The following is an 18201-nucleotide window of genomic DNA, read 5'->3' as shown; positions in this document are numbered from 1 at the left end:
CTCCCGTAAAATTGCCCCAAAACAGAGCAAACATCTCACCTCAAAAGCACTATATTCCCTCCCTGAAATCTCCCTTCTTTTGTATGAATCGGTTTTCGCGAGGACAGTGTGTCTAAAGGTGTTGTGTTATCGGTCTTGGCCTCGGTGTTGTTTGCCGTGATGTATTACTTCACGTCGCTGCTGACGCCCTTGAGCGGCCTGGAGATCTTCGGCTGGCGGATGCTGCTGACCATGCCCTGCATGACCGTGTTCATGATCGTCAGCGGCGAGTGGCGGCGAGTGTGGGAATTGGTTCGGCTGGTGGCGGCCAAACCCGGATTGATCGGCGGGATGCTGGTGTCTTCAGCGTTGCTTGGGGTGCAACTCTGGTTGTTCATGTGGGCACCGCTCAACGGCCGTAGCCTGGATGTGTCCCTGGGGTATTTCCTGCTGCCGTTGACCATGGTGCTGACCGGGCGCCTGGTGTATGGCGAACAATTGTCACGCCTGCAAAAAGTCGCGGTGTTTTTTGCCGGCGTGGGTGTGCTGAACGAGTTGTATCAGGTCGGTGGTTTCTCCTGGGCCACGTTAGTGGTGATCATCGGCTACCCGATCTACTTCATCGTGCGCAAACGCCTGAAGACCGACCACCTGGGCGGGCTGTGGTTCGACATGGCGCTGATGTTGCCGGTGGCGTTGTGGTTCGTGCAAAGCGGCGAACAGGGGTTTGCCGTGCTCGATGCCCACAAGGGCTTGTACGTCTTGATCCCGATGCTGGGCTTGATCAGTGCCTCGGCGCTGGTGTGCTACATCATTGCCAGCCGCATGTTGGCGTTCAGCCTGTTCGGGCTGCTCAGCTATGTGGAGCCGGTGCTGCTGCTCGGGGTCGCCTTGTTGCTGGGAGAAAGCATCAAGGCGGGGGAATGGCTGACCTATCTGCCGATCTGGCTGGCCGTGATGGTGCTGGTATACGAAGGTTTCAAGCACCTGGTTCGCCAACGTAAAGCCTGATTCCAGGCGAAAAAAAATCCCGGTCGCGGATACCCACGACCGGGATTTTTTACATCAACGATCAGTCAGCGGTGAGCACACCACGACGCACCTGGTCGCGTTCGATGGATTCGAACAGGGCCTTGAAGTTACCTTCGCCGAAACCGTCATCACCCTTGCGTTGGATGAACTCGAAGAACACCGGGCCCATCAGGGTTTCCGAGAAGATCTGCAGCAGCAGGCGCTTGTCGCCCGCCACCGACGAACCGTCCAGCAGGATGCCCCGCGCTTGCAACTGGTCCACCGGCTCGCCGTGGTTTGGCAGGCGGCCTTCGAGCATTTCGTAGTAGGTGTCTGGCGGCGCGGTCATGAAGCGCATGCCGATCTTCTTCAACGCATCCCAGGTCTTGACCAGGTCATCGGTGAGGAAGGCTACGTGCTGGATGCCCTCGCCGTTGAACTGCATCAGGAACTCTTCGATCTGCCCGGCGCCCTTGGACGACTCTTCGTTCAGCGGGATGCGGATCATGCCGTCCGGCGCGCTCATGGCCTTGGAGGTCAGGCCGGTGTATTCGCCCTTGATATCGAAGTAGCGCGCTTCACGGAAGTTGAACAGCTTCTCGTAGAAATTCGCCCAGTAGGCCATGCGGCCGCGGTACACGTTGTGGGTCAGGTGGTCGATGACTTTGAGGCCGGCGCCCACCGGGTTGCGCTCAACGCCTTCGAGGTACACGAAGTCGATGTCATAGATCGAGCTGCCTTCGCCGAAGCGGTCGATCAGGTACAGCGGCGCGCCGCCAATGCCCTTGATCGCCGGCAGGTTCAGCTCCATCGGGCCGGTTTCGATATGGATCGGCTGGGCGCCCAGTTCCAGGGCCCGGTTGTAGGCCTGCTGCGAGTCTTTCACGCGAAACGCCATGCCGCACACCGACGGGCCGTGCTCGGCCGCAAAGTAGGAGGCGATGCTGTTGGGTTCGTTGTTGAGGATCAGGTTGATCTCGCCCTGACGGAACAGGTGCACGTTCTTGGAACGGTGGGTCGCGACTTTGGTGAAGCCCATGATCTCGAAGATCGGCTCCAGGGTGCCTGGGGTTGGCGATGCGAATTCGATGAATTCAAAGCCCATCAGGCCCATTGGGTTTTCGTATAGGTCTGCCATTTTCGGTGCCTCATCATTCTTGTAATTACAAATGTTTATTTGCGAGCAAGGATGAGGTCGGCGGGTGGCGCACAGGAGATACCCCGCACGCTGCGGGCGAGGAAGTCACCAAAGATGAGGGGGGACCCGAGTAGCTTCATGGTTGCATCAGTCTCTTACGGGCGAGGCTTGCGTTAGCGCAAGTCCTTATTCTTGTATGCGTAAATCGATTCTACACAGCGTAACCGCATTTGTCCGTACTCTTATCAAATCCCCATTGCCCTGGGCCGCGCAAGGGGTTTGTTGCACAGGTAGATGCCCAGCAGGATCACTGCCCCGCCCAGCAGCATCGGCGCGGTGACTTGCTCGCCCAGCAGCAATGCACCGCAGATCACCGCCGTCAGCGGATTGAGGGCGATGAACACACCCGCGCGTGTGGCGCCGATGCGACGCAAGCCGTCGTAGTATCCGATGTAGGCCAGCGCCGAGCCCAGCACGCCGAGATACAACAAGCTCGTCAGTTGGGGCAGATCAATCGCGCCCAACGCCGCCACGGTCAACCGCCCCGTCACCAGCGTGGTGATCGTCAGCATCAGCGTGCCCAACAGGATCGACCAGGTCACGGTTTGCAACGGCCCCAGGCTTTGGTTAAGGCTGCGGGAAAACAGCGAGTACACGCCCCAGCCCACCACGCAGCCGAAGATCAACAGATCACCGATCCAGGCATGCGCGCCGCCCTGCAACAGCTGCGGGTTGCGGCTGACGATCACCAACCCCGCACCGCCCAGGCACAGCGCGATACCCAACAGTTTCACCTGGCCCAGGCGCTCCTTGAACAGTAGCCAGGAAGCCAAGCCAATCACCGCCGGGTTCAGCGCCACGATCAGTGACGCCCGGGATGCATTGATGTAATGCAGGCCGTAGAAAAAGCACAGGTTGTAGAAAAAGATCCCGAAAAAGCCGAGTACGGTCAGTTGCGCCAGCTGTGGGTTGGTCGGGCGCACCAGGCGAATGCGCGCGACACCCAGGAATACCAATAAGGCGACGCTGGCCAGCACAAAACGAACGGTCGCCGCCAGCAGCGGGTCCGGGCCTGCGGCCAGATAGCGCCCGGCCACGAAGGTGCCACCCCAGATCATGGTCACCGCCGCCAATTTCAAATACGTGAGACGGTCAGAGGTCGGGGTCATCAGATTTCTACTCAAGAAGCGTGGGATTGGCTTATTGTTCAGCTAATCTCTTGTCATCGTAAAATGAGTAAATACTCATGACCCTTACCCAACTGGAAATCTTCTTCCTGGTGGCCGAGCTGCAAGGCTTCACCAGCGCCGCCAATCGCCTGGGCATCAGCCAGTCAGCGGTGTCCCATGCGATCAAATCCCTGGAACAGGAATTGGGTGTGGAGTTGATCCGCCGCCATCAGTCTCAAGTCGAACTCAGCGATATCGGCCAACAACTGCTGCTGCGCGCCCGGGCCATGCTCGGGCTGGCCAATACACTGCAACAGGAAGCCGCCGATGCTCGCGGGATGAAGCGCGGCACGCTGCGCATTGGTTCGTTTGGGCCGACTTCATCGATTCGTCTGTTGCCGAAGATTTTGCAACGCTTTCGCGAGCTGCATCCGGGCATTGAGGTGCACGTCGACGAAGGCCCTGATCGGCAGGTGATGCAATGGCTGGAAGAGCGGCGCGTCGACGTCGGGTTTGTGGTGTTGCCTGAAGAGCGCTTCGATACGTTCCCGCTGATCGAGGATCAGTTGGTCGCGCTGTTGCCAGCGGGACATCACCTGGGCGCGCAGCCGAGTGTCAGCCTCAAGGCGCTATGCGGCGAGCCCTTCATCCTGACCCAGGCCGGGTCATCCGAACTGGTCTCAAGGCTGTTCGTCGGTGCCGGGCTGCAGCCGGATGTGCGTTACCGCTGCTCACAATTGCTCAGCACCCTGGACACCGTGCGCCGGGGTGACGGCGTGACCATTGTCGCCGAGTCGTCGCTGCCTGAATCCACCGAGCCGGACTACCTGATCAAACCGCTCAAGCCTGCCGTGAAACGCCAGGTGGGGCTGGCGGTCCTGGATCGACGGCAGTCCTCGCCGGCGACCCTGGCGTTTATTGAACTGGCCACACGCTTGCCGTTTGATTGAGCATGCAGGGTCGCGTGCCGCCATCTATCATGGCCAATACCAATACGCTTTGTTGGACGTCCCGACCGCATTTGAGCGTCTTATTGACCCTTCCCGCTACAGGCTGCACAAATGCCACTGACCGTCAAAGGCCCACGAAAAGCGAGCACCCGCCTCCTCATCACCCTGCTCAGTGGCGCGCTGCCAATTCTGCTGGGTGTGCTGATCCTGTACTGGCAAGCCGGGCGCACGCTGGAGCACAGCACCGCGCAAACCGCCCAGGAAGCCGTGCGCCAGTTTGACCTGATGCTCGATAACACCGCCCTCGCCGCCCAGGCCCTGCTGCCCCTGGCTGGGCATGAGTGTGATAACCCGACACAACTGGCGCTACGGGAACAAGTCACCCGCCGGCCTTTTGTGCGCGCCACGACCTTGTTCTGGCAGAGAAATATCTATTGCAGCTCGTTGTTCGGTGGCAACTACCAGTCGCCGGTCAACCCTGAAGACTACGTCGACGGCCGCCTTTGGCTGATGAAAGGCAACCCGGTGACACCTGATACCGCATTGCTGGTGTATCGCCTCACCGAGGGCGACCGGGGTGCTTTCGCCTCCGTTGATGGCTATCACTTGACCAACGCGTTGCGCCTGATCAGCCGGTATGCCGACCTGGTGTTGCAGGTGGGGCCTAACTGGCTGGCGTCGGATGGCAAGGTGCACAGCGAAGCGTTGCCGACATTTCCTGTGGCGCACCATCATCTCGATTCCGAGCGGTATACCTACAGCGTGGAAGCCGGGATGCCGGAGGGCGAAACCTGGCGCTACATGCAAGCGCGGTATCCCGCACTGTTCGTTCTGGTGGTGTTTTTCGGCGTGTTGGCGGGCATCCTCGCCCACTGGCTGCAAAAGCGTTCATCGGCGCCGACTCACGAGCTGCAACGTGCCTTGGGTGCCGATGAATTCGTGCCCTATTACCAGCCGGTGGTACGTGGCCAGAACATTCGCCAGTGGGCCGGCTGTGAAGTGCTGATGCGCTGGAATCACCCTAAGGAAGGCCTGGTGCGCCCCGACCTGTTCATTCCCCTGGCCGAGCATTCCGGCCTGATCGTGCCAATGACCCGCGCCTTGATGCGCCGGACCGCACTGCAACTGGCGCCCCACGCCGAGCAGTTCGCGGATGGATTTCATGTCGGGATCAACATCACCGCCCGCCATTGTCACGACCTGGAACTGGTGGAAGACTGCCGGGAATTCCTCGCGGCCTTCCCGCCGGGCAAGGTGATTCTGGTACTGGAATTGACCGAGCGCGAGTTGATCGAACCCACGGATATCACCCGCCAGTTGTTCCAGGCGCTGCACGAAATGGGGGTAATGATTGCGATCGACGACTTCGGCACCGGCCACTCGAGCCTGGGTTATTTGCGCAACTTCAATGTCGATTACTTGAAGATAGATCAGAGCTTCGTCGCGATGATCGGTGTTGATGCACTCTCGCGGCATATACTCGACAGCATCATTGAACTGTCCGCCAAGCTCGATTTGGGTATCGTTGCCGAAGGAGTAGAAACACCAGAACAATCCGAATATCTTGCCGCTCAAGGTGTTGATTTCTTGCAGGGCTACCTGTTTGGCAAGCCAGTACCTTGCGATGAGTTCATTAGATTCCTGAACCGCCATTGAATAGCCATCCACTTCGACGGAAATATTGTTATTTATACAAAAGACATGATTTACTCATGGCTGATTAACTACTACAATTTTTCCTGCCTGTGCTGAATTGGCAGGAAGGCCACTTTCATTGAGTCGCCTTAAGGCTCTTGGCTTATCGCTTTGTTTGCAGTAGATATCAGCCAAATACACTATTGGAGTATAGATTTTGTCCAGACTCGCCGAATTTCGCGCAGCAGAAAAAGCCCTTCAAGAGCAGCTTGCCCAGCTGGAATCCCTGAAGAACGACGCTGGCCTGAAGAAAGAAATCGAATTCGAAGAAAAGCTGCAAGGGCTGATGAAAACCTACGGCAAAAGCCTGCGCGACATCATCTCCATCCTGGATCCTAACCCGAGCAAGTCCGGCGCTTCCGTCGCAACCGCACCAAAACAGCGCCGTGCACGTGTGGTCAAGGTTTACCACAACCCGCACACTGGCGAACTGATCGAAACCAAAGGCGGCAACCACCGCGGCCTGAAGGCATGGAAAGAACAATACGGCGCGGCCACTGTAGATTCCTGGCTTCGCGGCTAATGCTTTGCAGCTAGTACAAACGCACTAAGAAAAGCCCTGCACATGCAGGGCTTTTTTTGCTTACAGGCATCGATATTGAAACAAAACAGGCCCCTCGCACTTTCAAAAACGAACTTTAAAAAACATTTCACTTTGTGCAAATCGACTAATTTTCTGCTTTGCCTACAGCGCTCAAAGTTTCAGGCTTTCACGCACCGAACTGACTTCATCCTTGCTTGATTCGTAAGCCTGGGCCTGGCCTGCGTATGAAAATACATAGGCCTTATCGGTGTCGACCGCTCCCACCAGGGTTTGCGACAGCACATGCCGACCGTTCTCGGTGATTACACAAGTAGTTTCCAACGCCTCAAGGCGGCTCAATGTTGTGGGGTGCATCTTGGTGCACACACTTTGATAACCGCCTTGGGCAAAGTCCTTCTGGATGGACTTGCGCATTTCCAGCAGCACACCTTGAAGATTGACCGTATGCCCCGCTTCGATCGGAGTGCCTGTCAACTCCATGACCATCAAGGTCGCGCCATTTTCATCATTCTTGATCGCACGCTGGCGGGACACTGCCGACGGTTGCGCCGGAGCCTGATCGTCGGGCACCACCTCCTCCACCTGCCAGCCACTGGGCCAATGAATTTCCGGGTCAGCCGCCCATGCAGCAGTGCTGCCCAACAACAGGCCCAGGGTACTTAACAGCGGTGCGCGAAATCCGATCATTGCGAAAAACACTCAAGGTTCAAGCCACAAAGTTTGGGCCTCTGTACCCGCTGCTCGCAAGGGCTGCGTGACCTTTTTCATTTGGCGCATCCGGCAGGGCTGCGTATCATGGACCGGCTGCACGGATGCCAGCCGCAAGCCAAGGGATCGCTCGAACTAGAGCTGCGTTTGCCCCATTCTTCTCTGGAGGGCCCATGAGCCTGCACGAACTGAACACATTCCCGGGCGTAACCGCCCAACCTGACACCGCCACCACGAACTTCGTGTTCAACCACACCATGTTGCGGGTCAAGGACATCACCAAGTCGCTGGATTTCTACACCCGCGTACTGGGTTTTTCCCTGGTTGAAAAACGTGACTTTCCGGAAGCCGAATTCAGCCTGTACTTCCTGGCCCTGGTGGACAAGGCCCAGATCCCGGCCGACGCTGCCGCACGCACCCAGTGGATGAAGTCGATTCCGGGCATCCTGGAATTGACTCACAACCACGGCACCGAAAACGACGCGGACTTTGCCTATCACAACGGCAACACTGACCCGCGCGGCTTTGGTCATATCTGCATCTCGGTGCCGGACATTGTGGCTGCCTGCGCACGCTTTGAAGAACTGGGCTGCGACTTCCAGAAGCGTTTGAGTGATGGCCGCATGAAAAGCCTGGCCTTCGTGAAAGACCCGGATGGGTACTGGGTTGAAATCATTCAGCCAACGCCGCTGTAACAAAAAAAACCCCATGATCACTCATGGGGTTTTTCGTTTCAGGGCCGGCAGCTTAGCTGCGGATCAGGTGATCGAAAGCACTCAGGGAGGCCTTGGCGCCCTCGCCCACGGCGATCACGATCTGCTTGTACGGCACGGTAGTGACGTCGCCAGCGGCGAAGATACCTGGCAGTGAAGTCTCGCCACGGGCATCGACAATGATTTCGCCACGGGGCGACAACTCGACGGTGCCTTTGAGCCAGTCGGTGTTGGGCAGCAAGCCGATCTGGACAAAGATACCTTCCAGGTCAACGGTCTTGAACTCGCCACTGTCACGATCCTTGTACGCCAGGCCGGTAACCTTCTGACCGTCACCTTTGACTTCACTGGTGAGCGCGCTGGTGATCACGTCAACGTTAGGCAGGCTGTACAACTTGCGCTGCAACACAGCATCGGCGCGCAGTTTGCTGTCGAATTCCAGCAAGGTCACGTGGCTGACGATACCGGCCAGGTCGATGGCCGCTTCAACGCCGGAGTTACCGCCGCCGATCACCGCCACACGCTTGCCTTTGAACAATGGACCATCGCAGTGCGGGCAGAAGCACACGCCCTTGGCCTTGTATTCCTGCTCGCCCGGCACACCCATTTCACGCCAGCGGGCGCCGGTGGCCAGGATCACGGTCTTGGACTTCAGGGTCGCACCGCTTTCGAAACGGATTTCGTGCAGCTCACCCGCGTTCTTGGCCGGGATCAGCGCGTTGGCGCGTTGCAGGTTCATGACGTCCACGTCGTACTGCTTGACGTGTTCTTCAAGAGCACTGGCCAGTTTCGGCCCTTCGGTTTCCTGCACCGAGATAAAGTTCTCGATCGCCATGGTGTCCAGCACCTGGCCACCAAAACGCTCAGCGGCCACACCGGTACGAATGCCTTTACGGGCCGCGTAGATCGCTGCAGCTGCGCCGGCTGGGCCACCGCCGACGACCAGCACGTCAAAGGCGTCTTTGGCGCTGATTTTCTCGGCTTGTTTTTCAATGCCGCTGGTGTCGAGCTTGGCGAGGATCTCTTCCAGGCCCATGCGGCCCTGGCCGAAGTTCACACCGTTCAGGTAAACACTCGGCACAGCCATGATCTGACGATCATCGACTTCGGCCTGGAACAACGCACCGTCGATGGCGACGTGGCGAATGTTCGGGTTCAGTACCGCCATCAGGTTCAGCGCCTGGACCACGTCCGGGCAGTTCTGGCACGACAGCGAGAAATAAGTCTCGAAGCTGAACTCGCCTTTAAGGGCGCGAATCTGTTCAATCACTTCGACACTGGCCTTCGATGGGTGGCCGCCGACTTGCAGCAGCGCCAACACCAGCGAAGTGAATTCATGACCCATTGGGATGCCGGCGAAACGCAGGCTGATATCGGCACCCGGGCGGTTGATGGAGAACGAAGGCTTGCGCGCATCGTTGCCATCGCTTTGCAGGGTAATCAGCGTCGAGAGACTGGCTACGTCCTGCAACAAGGCAAGCATTTCCTCGGATTTCGCACCGTCGTCGAGGGAGGCGACGATCTCGATCGGCTGGGTGACCCGTTCCAGGTATGACTTCAACTGAGCTTTAAGATTGGCGTCCAACATACGGGCGATTTCCTATTAATTCGGTTTATTGCAGACAAAAAAACGCCCGAGCGAATCTCGCCCGGGCGTTTTGAGGGCGGATGCAGCTTACTTAGGTGCGGTAACCCGCCCTTGGCACTTCACAGACTTAGATCTTGCCGACCAGGTCCAGGGACGGAGCCAGGGTGGCCTCGCCTTCTTTCCACTTGGCTGGGCACACTTCGCCTGGGTGAGCAGCAACGTACTGAGCAGCCTTGATCTTGCGCAGCAGCTCGGAAGCGTCACGGCCAACGCCGCCATCGTTCAGTTCAACGATTTTGATCTGGCCTTCCGGGTTGATCACGAAGGTGCCACGGTCTGCCAGGCCAGCTTCTTCGATCAGTACGTCGAAGTTGCGGGAGATGGTCAGGGTCGGGTCGCCGATCATGGTGTACTGGATTTTGCCGATGGCTGGCGAAGTGTTGTGCCAGGCAGCGTGGGCAAAGTGGGTGTCGGTAGAAACGCTGTAGATTTCAACGCCCAGTTTCTGGAATTCGGCGTAGTTGTCAGCCAGGTCTTCCAGTTCGGTTGGGCAGACGAAGGTGAAGTCGGCTGGGTAGAAGAAGACGACAGACCATTTGCCTTTCAGGTCAGCATCAGTCACGTCTACGAAGTTGCCGTTTTTGTAGGCGGTAGCTTTGAACGGTTTTACTTGGCTGTTGATGATAGGCATCGTTGACTCTCCGTCAGGTTTGTAAAAGGGCTTAGTAAGTTGATGAGGTGAATCCTACCCACTCTCCCGGCCGATGGCTCATTGGCAAACCTGATGCTGACGATTGGTTTTCACTATCAACGGACGGTATTAATAGAAGAAACCTTCAATCACTCGAGGGATGCGCGGGTCATGCCGAGAAAGGGTGTCGCTTCAACATAGCGCATGGCAGATTTCATGTCTTTCCAGCCGACGTAAGTCATCAACGACTTCAAGTCCCAGCCACTGCGATGGGCCCAGGTGGCAAAGCCCCGGCGCAGTGAGTGGCTGGTGTATTGATCCGCTGCAATGCCCGCGCGCTCCAGGGCCTGGCGCAATAGCGGGATCACGCTGTTGGGGTGCAAGCCCTCCTCGCCCAGGTTGCCCCAGCGGTCTATACCGCGAAATACCGGGCCGCGCACCAGCGCCGAAGCACTGAGCCACTCGCTGTAGGCCTGGACCGGGCACAGGCGCAGCAACGCCGGCGCCTGGTAAGTGCGACCCAGGTTCTCCCGATCGCTTTTACTGCGCGGCAAATACAGGGTAATGCCCGAACCGGGTACTGCCTGCACGTGCTCGATATTCAACCGGCACAGCTCATCACTACGAAACCCGCGCCAGAAACCCAGCAGGATCAATGCGGCGTCACGTTTGGCACGCAGCCAGCGGGGATGGTCTTCTGCGCTTCGGGCGTCGCGGCCTTCCTGTTCGAGAAACTGGATCACCTGCTCCAGGTGCTGGAGCTGCAATGGTTCGGCCTGTTTTTCCTGAGCCGGGTGCACGGCGCGAATCCCTTTCAGGACTTTACGCACCACCGGCGCCTTGGTCGGATCGGGAAAACCCTGGCTGGTATGCCACTGAGCCAAGGCCGACAAGCGCAGCTTCAACGTGTTGACCGACAACACGCCCGCATGGGCCACCAGGTAGCGCGCCACGCTTTCGCTGGTGGCCGGCAGGAATCCACCCCAATTCACCTCGAAATGCTCGATTGCCGCTCGATAACTGCGGCGGGTGTTATCGCGGGTGGCCGCATTCAGATAACGGTCCAGTTCACTCATACCTGTACTGCCATTGGGCGCTGTCCACTTCAAAACCTTGATCACACGGGATAATACGCCAATATCCCATCTGTTAAATCATCAATTTCAGCCTAAATATAATCGTGATATAGTACGTAAATACATACTACGTAACACAGTACTAAATCGACGGAGACTCCATGGCTCGCGGCGGCATCAATAAAGCAGTAGTTCAAACGGCACGCCTGGCGATCCTCGCCCGCGGCGAAAACCCAAGCATCGATGCAGTACGCATCGAGATGGGCAATACCGGCTCGAAAACCACGATTCACCGCTATTTGAAGGAGCTGGACGAAAGCGAAACCCGCCAGACCATCACCGAAGCGCCCATCGACGACGAGCTTGGCGAACTGGTGGCACGGCTGGCTCAGCGTCTTAAGGAAAAGGCCCAGGAGCCTATCGACCTGGCCCTGGCGCAGTTCCAGCAACAGAAAGCCGCCCTGCTCGCCCAGGTCGAGGAGCTGGAAGCCGCCCACAGCCAACTCAAGCAACAATTCGATATCCAGGCGGCCGCCCTGGCGGACGAAAGTGCGGCGCTGCAAAGCACCCGCTCCAGCCTGCAAACCGAGCAAACCCGCAACGCCGGGCTGAGCCAGGCGTGCAGCGATTACGAGCTGCGGATCAACGACAAGGACGAGCAGATTCGCTCACTGGAAGAAAAGCACCTGCACGCCCGGGACGCTCTTGAGCATTACCGCAACGCAATCAAGGATCAGCGTGAGCAGGAACAGCGCCGCCATGAGGGTCAGTTGCAACAGGTACAGGCCGAGCTGCGTCAGGCTCAGCAGAGCGCAATGGTGCGCCAGGACGAGATCACCCAGCTGCATCGCGATAACGAGCGCCTGCTGATTGAGCATCGAGTGACAGTGAAGGAATTGAGCGCACTGCAGGAACAGGCCCGCCAGGACCGCGATCAGCAGCGCCAGCTTAGCGAACAGGTGAGCGTGATCGACAGCGAACGCACCCTGCTGCAGGAACGCTTGCGGGTTGCACTTCTGGAAAGTCAGACGCGCCAGGAAGCGCTGGCCGAGCATCAGCAGACCAACAAAACCCTGGAGCTGGACCTGGTCAAAGCCCAGGCCAGCATCGAGGCGTTGCGCCTGGCGGCCGTCGTTGCGACGGTGCCAGAGGCAACTACCGAGGGCTGATTACTGCGCCACCGGCGTGCGCATGGTGACGAACTCTTCCGCCGCCGTAGGGTGCACGCCGATGGTTTCGTCGAAATGCTGCTTGGTCGCGCCCGCCTTGAGTGCGATCGCCAGGCCCTGCACGATCTCCCCGGCGTCCGGGCCGACCATGTGGCAACCCAGGACCTTGTCGGTCTCGGCGTCCACCACCAGCTTCATCAGGGTCTTTTCCTGGCACTCGGTCAGGGTCAGCTTCATCGGCCGGAAGCGGCTTTCGAAAACCTGCACCTTGTGGCCGTCTGCACGGGCCTGCTCTTCGCTCAGGCCCACGGTGCCGATATTCGGCAGGCTGAACACCGCTGTCGGGATCATCGCGTAATCCACCGGGCGATATTGCTCAGGCTTGAACAGGCGACGTGCCACGGCCATGCCTTCAGCCAGCGCTACCGGCGTCAGTTGCACACGACCGATCACATCGCCAATCGCCAGGATCGACGGTTCGGCAGTCTGGTACAGATCATCCACTTCGACAAAGCCGCGCTTGTCCAACTTGACGCCGGTGTTTTCCAGCCCCAGGTTATCGAGCATCGGGCGTCGGCCAGTGGCGTAGAACACACAGTCGGCTTCCAGCACGCGGCCGTCTTTCAAGGTGGCTTTCAGGCTACCGTCGGCCTGCTTGTCGATGCGCTCGATGTCGGCATTGAATTGCAGATCCAGGCCACGCTTGGTCAGCTCTTCTTTCAAGTGTGTGCGCACCGAACCGTCAAAACCGCGCAAGAACAAGTCGCCGCGATACAGCAGAGAGGTCTTTGCGCCCAGGCCATGGAAAATCCCGGCAAACTCGACAGCGATGTAACCGCCGCCGACCACCAGCACACGCTTGGGCAACTCTTTGAGGAAGAACGCCTCATTGGAACCAATGGCGTGCTCGCGCCCCGGGATTTCCGGGATCTGCGGCCAGCCACCGGTGGCCACCAGAATGTGCTTGGCGGTAAAGCGCTCACCGTTGATTTCCACCTGATGCGGGTCTACCAACCGCGCATGGCCTTCATGCAGGGTCACGCCGCTGTTGACCAGCAGGTTGCGGTAGATGCCATTGAGGCGGTTGATCTCGCGATCCTTGTTGGCGATCAGGGTCGCCCAATCGAAGTTTGCTTCACCCAGGGACCAGCCAAAACCGCTGGCCTGCTCGAAGTCTTCGGCGAAATGCGCGCCGTACACCAACAGCTTCTTCGGCACACAGCCCACGTTCACACAGGTACCGCCCAGGTAGCGGCTTTCAGCCACTGCCACCTTGGCGCCAAAACCTGCGGCGAATCGTGCAGCGCGCACACCGCCGGAACCGGCACCAATTACATAAAGGTCAAAATCGTAGGCCATTTCACTCTCCTCGGCAGGACAACAGCATACCTGCTTACATGGGGCCGAAAAACGAAAAAGCCACCCGAAGGTGGCTTTCCCAGATCAAGCAGGCAACCGTGAATCAGTAAGCCTTGCCAGTCTTGTAGAAGTGCTCGTAGCAGAAGTTGGTTGCTTCGATGTAGCCTTCAGCGCCACCGCAGTCAAAACGACGACCTTTGAACTTGTAGGCAATCACGCAACCGTCTTTTGCCTGCTTCAGCAGGGCGTCGGTGATCTGGATCTCGCCACCCTTGCCCGGCTCGGTTTCTTCGATCAGCTTGAAGATATCCGGAGTCAGGATGTAGCGACCGATGATCGCCAGGTTCGACGGAGCATCTTCCGGCGCCGGTTTTTCAACCATGTCACGTACGCGGATCAGGCCATCGCCGATATCGTCGCCGGCGATCACGCCGTACTTGTTGGTTTCCTGAGGATCAACCTCTTGAACCGCGACGATGGTGCAACGGTACTTCTGGTACAGCTTGACCATCTGGGTCAGGACGCCGTCACCTTCCAGGTTTACACACAGGTCATCCGCCAGTACCACGGCGAAAGGTTCGTCACCGATCAGCGGGCGACCGGTCAGGATCGCATGACCCAGGCCTTTCATTTGGGTCTGACGGGTGTAGGAGAACGAGCACTCGTCGAGCAGTTTACGGATGCCGACCAGGTATTTTTCCTTGTCGGTGCCCTTGATCTGGTTTTCCAGCTCGTAGCTGATGTCGAAGTGGTCTTCCAGGGCGCGTTTGCCACGGCCGGTCACGATCGAAATTTCGTTCAGGCCGGCATCCAGTGCTTCTTCCACGCCGTACTGGATCAGTGGCTTGTTCACCACCGGCAGCATTTCTTTGGGCATGGCCTTGGTCGCTGGCAGGAAGCGAGTGCCGTAACCGGCTGCTGGGAACAAGCATTTCTTGATCATATGAGTCCTTACAAAGGGCTGTGCGTACGAAATTCGGCGCAGTCTAATCAGGCCGCAGTCACCTTACAATGGGTGCTGCTGGCGCCGCGATGTCAACATAGAGAAAAAATGTCGGCGTAAGTTCCGCCGGCATTCAATCTTGTGCCTTCGCCGCTGTTAGAAATCGTCGGCTTGCGCCCGTCACTCAAAGGGCTTAAACCTTTTTAGCACGCTTTATGGCGATCGGCACTGACCTGCAACAACTTGCGCCGCCCCAGGCCGTTTGGCGCTATCATTACCGCCTTGAACCAGACAACGAGATTGATAGATGTCAGAACCAAAAGGCGTGAACGGCTACCTGATCACCAAGCGAGCGGATGGCTGGCACCTGATCAACTTCCACGGCGACAGCGTTGCCGGGGCATTCGCTACCGAAGCTCAAGCCTGCGCCGTGGCCGAAGTGTTCGTAGATGAAGCGGGCCACGCGTCGAGCAAACGTCCCAAGACCAAGTAATACCCGTAGCAATGCCAATCAAGCCTCGTTTATCGGGGCTTTTTTGTGTTTGTCTGTACCTTGATGGCGGTTCGCTATAATCTCGCCTGAAACGCCCCACGACAGTGTCAGCGCTTCCCTCCAACACCCTAATGACGACTCCTACATGAACAAGATCCTGGCACTGATTGCGGTACTGGCGCTTACCGGTGGCTGCACCACCACTTCCGACACCGTCCTGAAAAACGGCGAACAAGGCCTGGCCATCGATTGCTCCGGCGAAGCCAACTCCTGGGCCAGTTGCTATGAAAAGGCTGATGCGTCCTGCGCGGGCACCGGTTACCGGATCGTCGGTACCGAAGGCACACCGGCCCTGAAAGAAAGCGACAAGACCCTGGGCAAGGATGTCGGCAACTACAAGACCCGCAGCGTGACGGTAGTTTGCAAGTAATTACATGTGAATTTCGGCGAACTTGATGCCCAGGCCGCGAATGGTCTCGATCAAGTCGTCCAGGCGAGCAAAGGATTCGACTTCATCCTGGTCATCCACCAGGAAATAGCTGCGACCGCCGCTCTTTTTGAAGAACACGATCCACTCGCCGGTATCCGCGGGATTTTGAATCACATGGGTCGCAGAAATATGCCCCCCTGCATGTTGTTCTCTGACTTGCTCACGCTTCATGAATAAATTTCCGAAAAGACAATGCCGCTGATTCAGCGGCATTTTTTGTGGGTGATCGACAGTTTAACGGATGCCTTGGCCAATCAGTACGCCATCCACCGTTTGCCCGTAAAGATTGACGCCGTCATTGGCGTGGAACTTCACCCGGGTTTTCTCCACTGAGCCTTCCACCAGGCGCGGGTCCTGAGGTCGCTCGTGGCGGTTGACATAGGCCGCCACGTCCCAGGCTTGCTGGTCGCTCAGGCTGCCGCCCTTGCCCAGGGGCATGTTGTGCTTGATGAAGGACGCTGCCGTATTGATACGGTGCATCCCAGCGCCCCAGTTGTAGGAGTCTTTACCCCACAGCGGCGGCATCACGTAGCTGTCACCGACTTTCTGGCCCTCGCCTTCGGCGCCATGGCACACCGCGCATTGACCCTTATAGACCTCCGCGCCCTGGGCCAGGTCGTACCCCTTGGCGGGTGCCGGCACCTCCGGATACCCCCGCCCCGGCAACTCGACGCCCAACGGCGCCTTGCTCGACAGCCAGTAGGCATACACCGACAGCGCAGTAATTTCCGGGCTGTCTGCGGCCGGTGGCGTGCCGCCATTCATGCTGAACTGGAAACAGCCCTGCAAGCGCTCGGCGAAGGTATTGACCTTGTCGTTCTTTTTTCGATACGCCGGGTACATCGGGTACGCGCCCCACAGCGGCGCGGAATTGGCCAGGCGGCCCTGGTCCAGGTGGCAATTGCTGCAATTGAGGCCATTGCCGACAAATTGCGGCGCCAGGCGCCTGGTGTCGACAAACAGGGCATAGCCCTGCTTCACCAGCTTGCCGTAGGCATTATCCGGCAGCTCGCGCTCTTGCGGCGGCTGGAACTGCGCGGCAGCCGTCGGACTGGCGGTGGGCTGCAACTGTGACTGATCTTCCATGGCGATGGTGGCAGCATGGGCAGGCACGCTGGCGAGGGCTGCCAATAAGAAAAGCTTCATGGCTTGGCCTCCTGGCCGCTCAACGACGCAAAATAGGTGGCCACGGCCTGCACTTCCTCAGCGCTGAGGGATTTAGCGATATGGCCCATCAAATCGTTCGGATCGTTATGGCGCGTGCCACTGCGCCAGGCATGCAACTGCGCCGCCAGGTAGGCCGCGGATTGCCCGGCAAGCGGCGGAAATGCGTCGCCGACACCCACACCGCCCGGGCCATGACAGCTGACGCAGGCCGGAATCTGGCGCTCCCACGCGCCTTGCAGGGCAATCTTTTGCGCCGCTTCGGTTGGCATCTCGCTGCGGTGCACCGAAACGGCCACCGGCGCAGGCATTGCCGCCAGTTCCCGGGTCACAGCGTTGATTTCCTCTTCCGTCAAGGCGTTGGCCAGCGGTTGCATCACCGGACTGGTACGGGCGCCGCTTTTAAAATCCTCGAGTTGCTTGCGCAAATACCCCGCCGGCAAACCGGCCAGGCGCGGAAAGCCGGCCGCTGCCAGCCCCAGCCCATCCGCTCCGTGACAGGCTACGCACGGCGCAGCTCCCGGCTGTGACCCACCCTGCGTAAATACGTTCTTCCCCTCTAGCGCGTGGGCATTGCCCAGCATCAGCAGCAGCGCGCTACCCATCAGAACTCGTTCCAGAGACATCATCACGACTCCATTTTTATAGTTATATGCTTAGGCGAATTAGGCATAAGCCTACAAATGGTAGGGTAATGATTCGATAGCCACAACACCCCGCACCGAAGGAAAAGGGCGACGCACTGAAAATTCCACACAAAAAACCCGACACTGCACTGGCAGGTCGGGTTTCTTGATCGGATTCAAAAGTGAGCGGCTGACAGACTCAGCCGGAAATGCAAGCCTCCCCTGCGGCCTTCACGTCACCCGGACGGATAGGCACATTGGACATGCTCTCGTAGAGTTTGATGCTGCTACCGCTGGAGCGCTCTTCAATTTCAAAAATGGCCGACGGATCAGCAGAAAACTTCTGCGGAACGATAACCTGAACGCCATCCTTGTGGGGCTCGATCTGTGATGGCCTACGGGTTTTCGAGAGTTTCTGGACGATACACGCCGCGTATTCCTGTGGTTTTTTCCCGGAGATCACTGCCAGCGTCGGTGGGGTCTGCTTGATATCCGCCACCGAAGCACATCCACCCAACGCCAAGGCCAGAACCAACACACTCCACTTCATAAAAAACCTCCGATAAAGACCCTACGACAGCGGGAAAGGTATTTTTCTCCCGTCAATGTAGGATTTATCCCTGATAACTCGGTAAATAACTGTTTTAAATTGTCGAACTCGTCGACGACGGTCCGATAATAAACGTGCTGGGGCT

The 18201-nt window shown here is 58.2% G+C and carries 20 protein-coding genes; 8 read left to right on the top strand and 12 right to left on the bottom strand.

The features are described from left to right. Positions 1–108 precede the first annotated feature (108 nt). On the top strand, positions 109–990 hold the full coding sequence (gene rarD, locus ACUN0G_RS28370; protein WP_421525513.1) for an EamA family transporter RarD: 882 nt from the start codon (positions 109–111) through the stop codon (positions 988–990). Positions 991–1051: 61 nt separating this feature from the next. Here rarD and hppD read toward each other — a convergent pair whose 3' ends face one another. Both hppD and ACUN0G_RS28360 read right to left on the bottom strand, forming a co-directional pair. Then, the gene (gene hppD / locus ACUN0G_RS28365) at positions 1052–2128 is read right to left on the bottom strand and encodes a 4-hydroxyphenylpyruvate dioxygenase (protein ID WP_258346195.1); all 1077 of its coding nucleotides are present in this window, start codon (positions 2126–2128) and stop codon (positions 1052–1054) included. 245 nt (positions 2129–2373) lie between these two features. Continuing rightward, the gene (locus tag ACUN0G_RS28360) at positions 2374–3297 is read right to left on the bottom strand and encodes a DMT family transporter (protein ID WP_445574957.1); all 924 of its coding nucleotides are present in this window, start codon (positions 3295–3297) and stop codon (positions 2374–2376) included. Between the two features lie 77 nt (positions 3298–3374). Between ACUN0G_RS28360 and ACUN0G_RS28355 the strand changes: the two genes are divergently transcribed. From ACUN0G_RS28355 to ACUN0G_RS28345, 3 genes are all read left to right on the top strand, one after another. Beyond that, complete coding sequence (locus ACUN0G_RS28355) at positions 3375–4247, top strand: LysR family transcriptional regulator (RefSeq protein WP_445574956.1); 873 nt, start codon at positions 3375–3377, stop codon at positions 4245–4247. A gap of 111 nt (positions 4248–4358) precedes the next feature. Next, positions 4359–5903, top strand: a complete 1545-nt coding sequence (locus ACUN0G_RS28350) for an EAL domain-containing protein (RefSeq protein ID WP_445574955.1) — start codon at positions 4359–4361, stop codon at positions 5901–5903. Positions 5904–6099: 196 nt separating this feature from the next. Next, entirely contained in the window at positions 6100–6465 is a 366-nt protein-coding gene (locus ACUN0G_RS28345; protein WP_017480385.1) for a histone-like nucleoid-structuring protein, MvaT/MvaU family, read from the top strand. Positions 6466–6636: 171 nt separating this feature from the next. On the opposite strand, the gene ACUN0G_RS28340 is transcribed toward ACUN0G_RS28345, so the two are convergent. After that, the gene (locus tag ACUN0G_RS28340; protein WP_421525509.1) at positions 6637–7173 is read right to left on the bottom strand and encodes a DUF4946 domain-containing protein; all 537 of its coding nucleotides are present in this window, start codon (positions 7171–7173) and stop codon (positions 6637–6639) included. Positions 7174–7367: 194 nt separating this feature from the next. Here ACUN0G_RS28340 and gloA point away from each other — a divergent pair, with 194 nt between their 5' ends. Then, entirely contained in the window at positions 7368–7889 is a 522-nt protein-coding gene (gloA, locus tag ACUN0G_RS28335) for a lactoylglutathione lyase (RefSeq protein ID WP_258346200.1), read from the top strand. A gap of 52 nt (positions 7890–7941) precedes the next feature. Here the strand turns inward: gloA and ahpF are convergent, their stop codons facing one another. From ahpF to ACUN0G_RS28320, 3 genes are all read right to left on the bottom strand, one after another. After that, positions 7942–9495 carry an alkyl hydroperoxide reductase subunit F gene (ahpF, locus tag ACUN0G_RS28330; protein WP_421553487.1) on the bottom strand — a complete coding sequence of 518 codons (1554 nt, stop codon included), beginning with the start codon at positions 9493–9495 and terminating at the stop codon, positions 7942–7944. Between the two features lie 127 nt (positions 9496–9622). Further along, positions 9623–10186 carry an alkyl hydroperoxide reductase subunit C gene (ahpC, locus tag ACUN0G_RS28325; protein WP_003173835.1) on the bottom strand — a complete coding sequence of 188 codons (564 nt, stop codon included), beginning with the start codon at positions 10184–10186 and terminating at the stop codon, positions 9623–9625. Positions 10187–10335: 149 nt separating this feature from the next. Next, positions 10336–11262, bottom strand: a complete 927-nt coding sequence (locus ACUN0G_RS28320) for a site-specific integrase (protein ID WP_445574954.1) — start codon at positions 11260–11262, stop codon at positions 10336–10338. A gap of 161 nt (positions 11263–11423) precedes the next feature. Here ACUN0G_RS28320 and ACUN0G_RS28315 point away from each other — a divergent pair, with 161 nt between their 5' ends. Next, positions 11424–12431 carry a DNA-binding protein gene (locus ACUN0G_RS28315; protein ID WP_445574953.1) on the top strand — a complete coding sequence of 336 codons (1008 nt, stop codon included), beginning with the start codon at positions 11424–11426 and terminating at the stop codon, positions 12429–12431. On the opposite strand, the gene gorA is transcribed toward ACUN0G_RS28315, so the two are convergent. After that, positions 12432–13790 (bottom strand): glutathione-disulfide reductase, encoded by a 1359-nt coding sequence (gene gorA / locus ACUN0G_RS28310; RefSeq protein ID WP_445574952.1) that lies wholly within the window; start codon positions 13788–13790, stop codon positions 12432–12434. It abuts the gene before it with no gap. A gap of 103 nt (positions 13791–13893) precedes the next feature. After that, on the bottom strand, positions 13894–14733 hold the full coding sequence (galU, locus tag ACUN0G_RS28305) for a UTP--glucose-1-phosphate uridylyltransferase GalU (protein ID WP_003212579.1): 840 nt from the start codon (positions 14731–14733) through the stop codon (positions 13894–13896). Between the two features lie 307 nt (positions 14734–15040). On the opposite strand from galU, the gene ACUN0G_RS28300 reads away from it, so the two are divergent. After that, positions 15041–15226 carry a hypothetical protein gene (locus ACUN0G_RS28300; RefSeq protein WP_003212580.1) on the top strand — a complete coding sequence of 62 codons (186 nt, stop codon included), beginning with the start codon at positions 15041–15043 and terminating at the stop codon, positions 15224–15226. A 145-nt stretch (positions 15227–15371) separates the two neighbouring features. Continuing rightward, positions 15372–15656, top strand: coding sequence for a hypothetical protein (locus ACUN0G_RS28295; RefSeq protein WP_003212581.1), 285 nt, complete (start codon positions 15372–15374; stop codon positions 15654–15656). On the opposite strand, the gene ACUN0G_RS28290 is transcribed toward ACUN0G_RS28295, so the two are convergent. The 4 genes from ACUN0G_RS28290 to ACUN0G_RS28275 all read right to left on the bottom strand — a co-directional run bounded on the left by ACUN0G_RS28290 (position 15657) and on the right by ACUN0G_RS28275 (position 18056). After that, a complete protein-coding gene (locus ACUN0G_RS28290; protein WP_445574951.1) occupies positions 15657–15887 on the bottom strand; it encodes a hypothetical protein in 231 nt (76 codons plus the stop codon). It lies immediately after the preceding gene. A gap of 63 nt (positions 15888–15950) precedes the next feature. Next, the gene (locus ACUN0G_RS28285) at positions 15951–16862 is read right to left on the bottom strand and encodes a c-type cytochrome (RefSeq protein WP_445574950.1); all 912 of its coding nucleotides are present in this window, start codon (positions 16860–16862) and stop codon (positions 15951–15953) included. Next, complete coding sequence (locus ACUN0G_RS28280) at positions 16859–17509, bottom strand: c-type cytochrome (protein WP_445574949.1); 651 nt, start codon at positions 17507–17509, stop codon at positions 16859–16861. Before ACUN0G_RS28280 ends, ACUN0G_RS28285 begins: the two co-directional genes overlap by 4 nt. A 196-nt stretch (positions 17510–17705) precedes the next feature. Further along, positions 17706–18056, bottom strand: a complete 351-nt coding sequence (locus tag ACUN0G_RS28275) for a hypothetical protein (RefSeq protein ID WP_017480375.1) — start codon at positions 18054–18056, stop codon at positions 17706–17708. Positions 18057–18201: the final 145 nt, after the last annotated feature.

The organism is Pseudomonas sp. 32A (assembly GCF_052682255.1).
Note: the sequence above shows the minus strand (reverse complement) of the source record. Positions and strands in the feature narration are given on the sequence as shown.

Excerpts from the sequence above, each read along its gene's own strand:
- ACUN0G_RS28320 (WP_445574954.1), bottom strand. The coding sequence starts at position 11,262 with ATGAGTGAACTGGACCGTTATCTGAATGCGGCCACCCGCGATAACACC.
- ACUN0G_RS28280 (WP_445574949.1), bottom strand. The coding sequence starts at position 17,509 with ATGATGTCTCTGGAACGAGTTCTGATGGGTAGCGCGCTGCTGCTGATG.
- ACUN0G_RS28285 (WP_445574950.1), bottom strand. The coding sequence starts at position 16,862 with ATGAAGCTTTTCTTATTGGCAGCCCTCGCCAGCGTGCCTGCCCATGCT.
- ACUN0G_RS28360 (WP_445574957.1), bottom strand. The coding sequence starts at position 3,297 with ATGACCCCGACCTCTGACCGTCTCACGTATTTGAAATTGGCGGCGGTG.
- ACUN0G_RS28340 (WP_421525509.1), bottom strand. The coding sequence starts at position 7,173 with ATGATCGGATTTCGCGCACCGCTGTTAAGTACCCTGGGCCTGTTGTTG.
- ACUN0G_RS28355 (WP_445574956.1), top strand. The coding sequence starts at position 3,375 with ATGACCCTTACCCAACTGGAAATCTTCTTCCTGGTGGCCGAGCTGCAA.
- ACUN0G_RS28290 (WP_445574951.1), bottom strand. The coding sequence starts at position 15,887 with ATGAAGCGTGAGCAAGTCAGAGAACAACATGCAGGGGGGCATATTTCT.
- hppD (WP_258346195.1), bottom strand. The coding sequence starts at position 2,128 with ATGGCAGACCTATACGAAAACCCAATGGGCCTGATGGGCTTTGAATTC.
- ACUN0G_RS28315 (WP_445574953.1), top strand. The coding sequence starts at position 11,424 with ATGGCTCGCGGCGGCATCAATAAAGCAGTAGTTCAAACGGCACGCCTG.
- galU (WP_003212579.1), bottom strand. The coding sequence starts at position 14,733 with ATGATCAAGAAATGCTTGTTCCCAGCAGCCGGTTACGGCACTCGCTTC.
- gloA (WP_258346200.1), top strand. The coding sequence starts at position 7,368 with ATGAGCCTGCACGAACTGAACACATTCCCGGGCGTAACCGCCCAACCT.
- ahpC (WP_003173835.1), bottom strand. The coding sequence starts at position 10,186 with ATGCCTATCATCAACAGCCAAGTAAAACCGTTCAAAGCTACCGCCTAC.
- ACUN0G_RS28350 (WP_445574955.1), top strand. The coding sequence starts at position 4,359 with ATGCCACTGACCGTCAAAGGCCCACGAAAAGCGAGCACCCGCCTCCTC.
- ACUN0G_RS28275 (WP_017480375.1), bottom strand. The coding sequence starts at position 18,056 with ATGAAGTGGAGTGTGTTGGTTCTGGCCTTGGCGTTGGGTGGATGTGCT.
- ACUN0G_RS28295 (WP_003212581.1), top strand. The coding sequence starts at position 15,372 with ATGAACAAGATCCTGGCACTGATTGCGGTACTGGCGCTTACCGGTGGC.
- gorA (WP_445574952.1), bottom strand. The coding sequence starts at position 13,790 with ATGGCCTACGATTTTGACCTTTATGTAATTGGTGCCGGTTCCGGCGGT.
- ahpF (WP_421553487.1), bottom strand. The coding sequence starts at position 9,495 with ATGTTGGACGCCAATCTTAAAGCTCAGTTGAAGTCATACCTGGAACGG.
- ACUN0G_RS28300 (WP_003212580.1), top strand. The coding sequence starts at position 15,041 with ATGTCAGAACCAAAAGGCGTGAACGGCTACCTGATCACCAAGCGAGCG.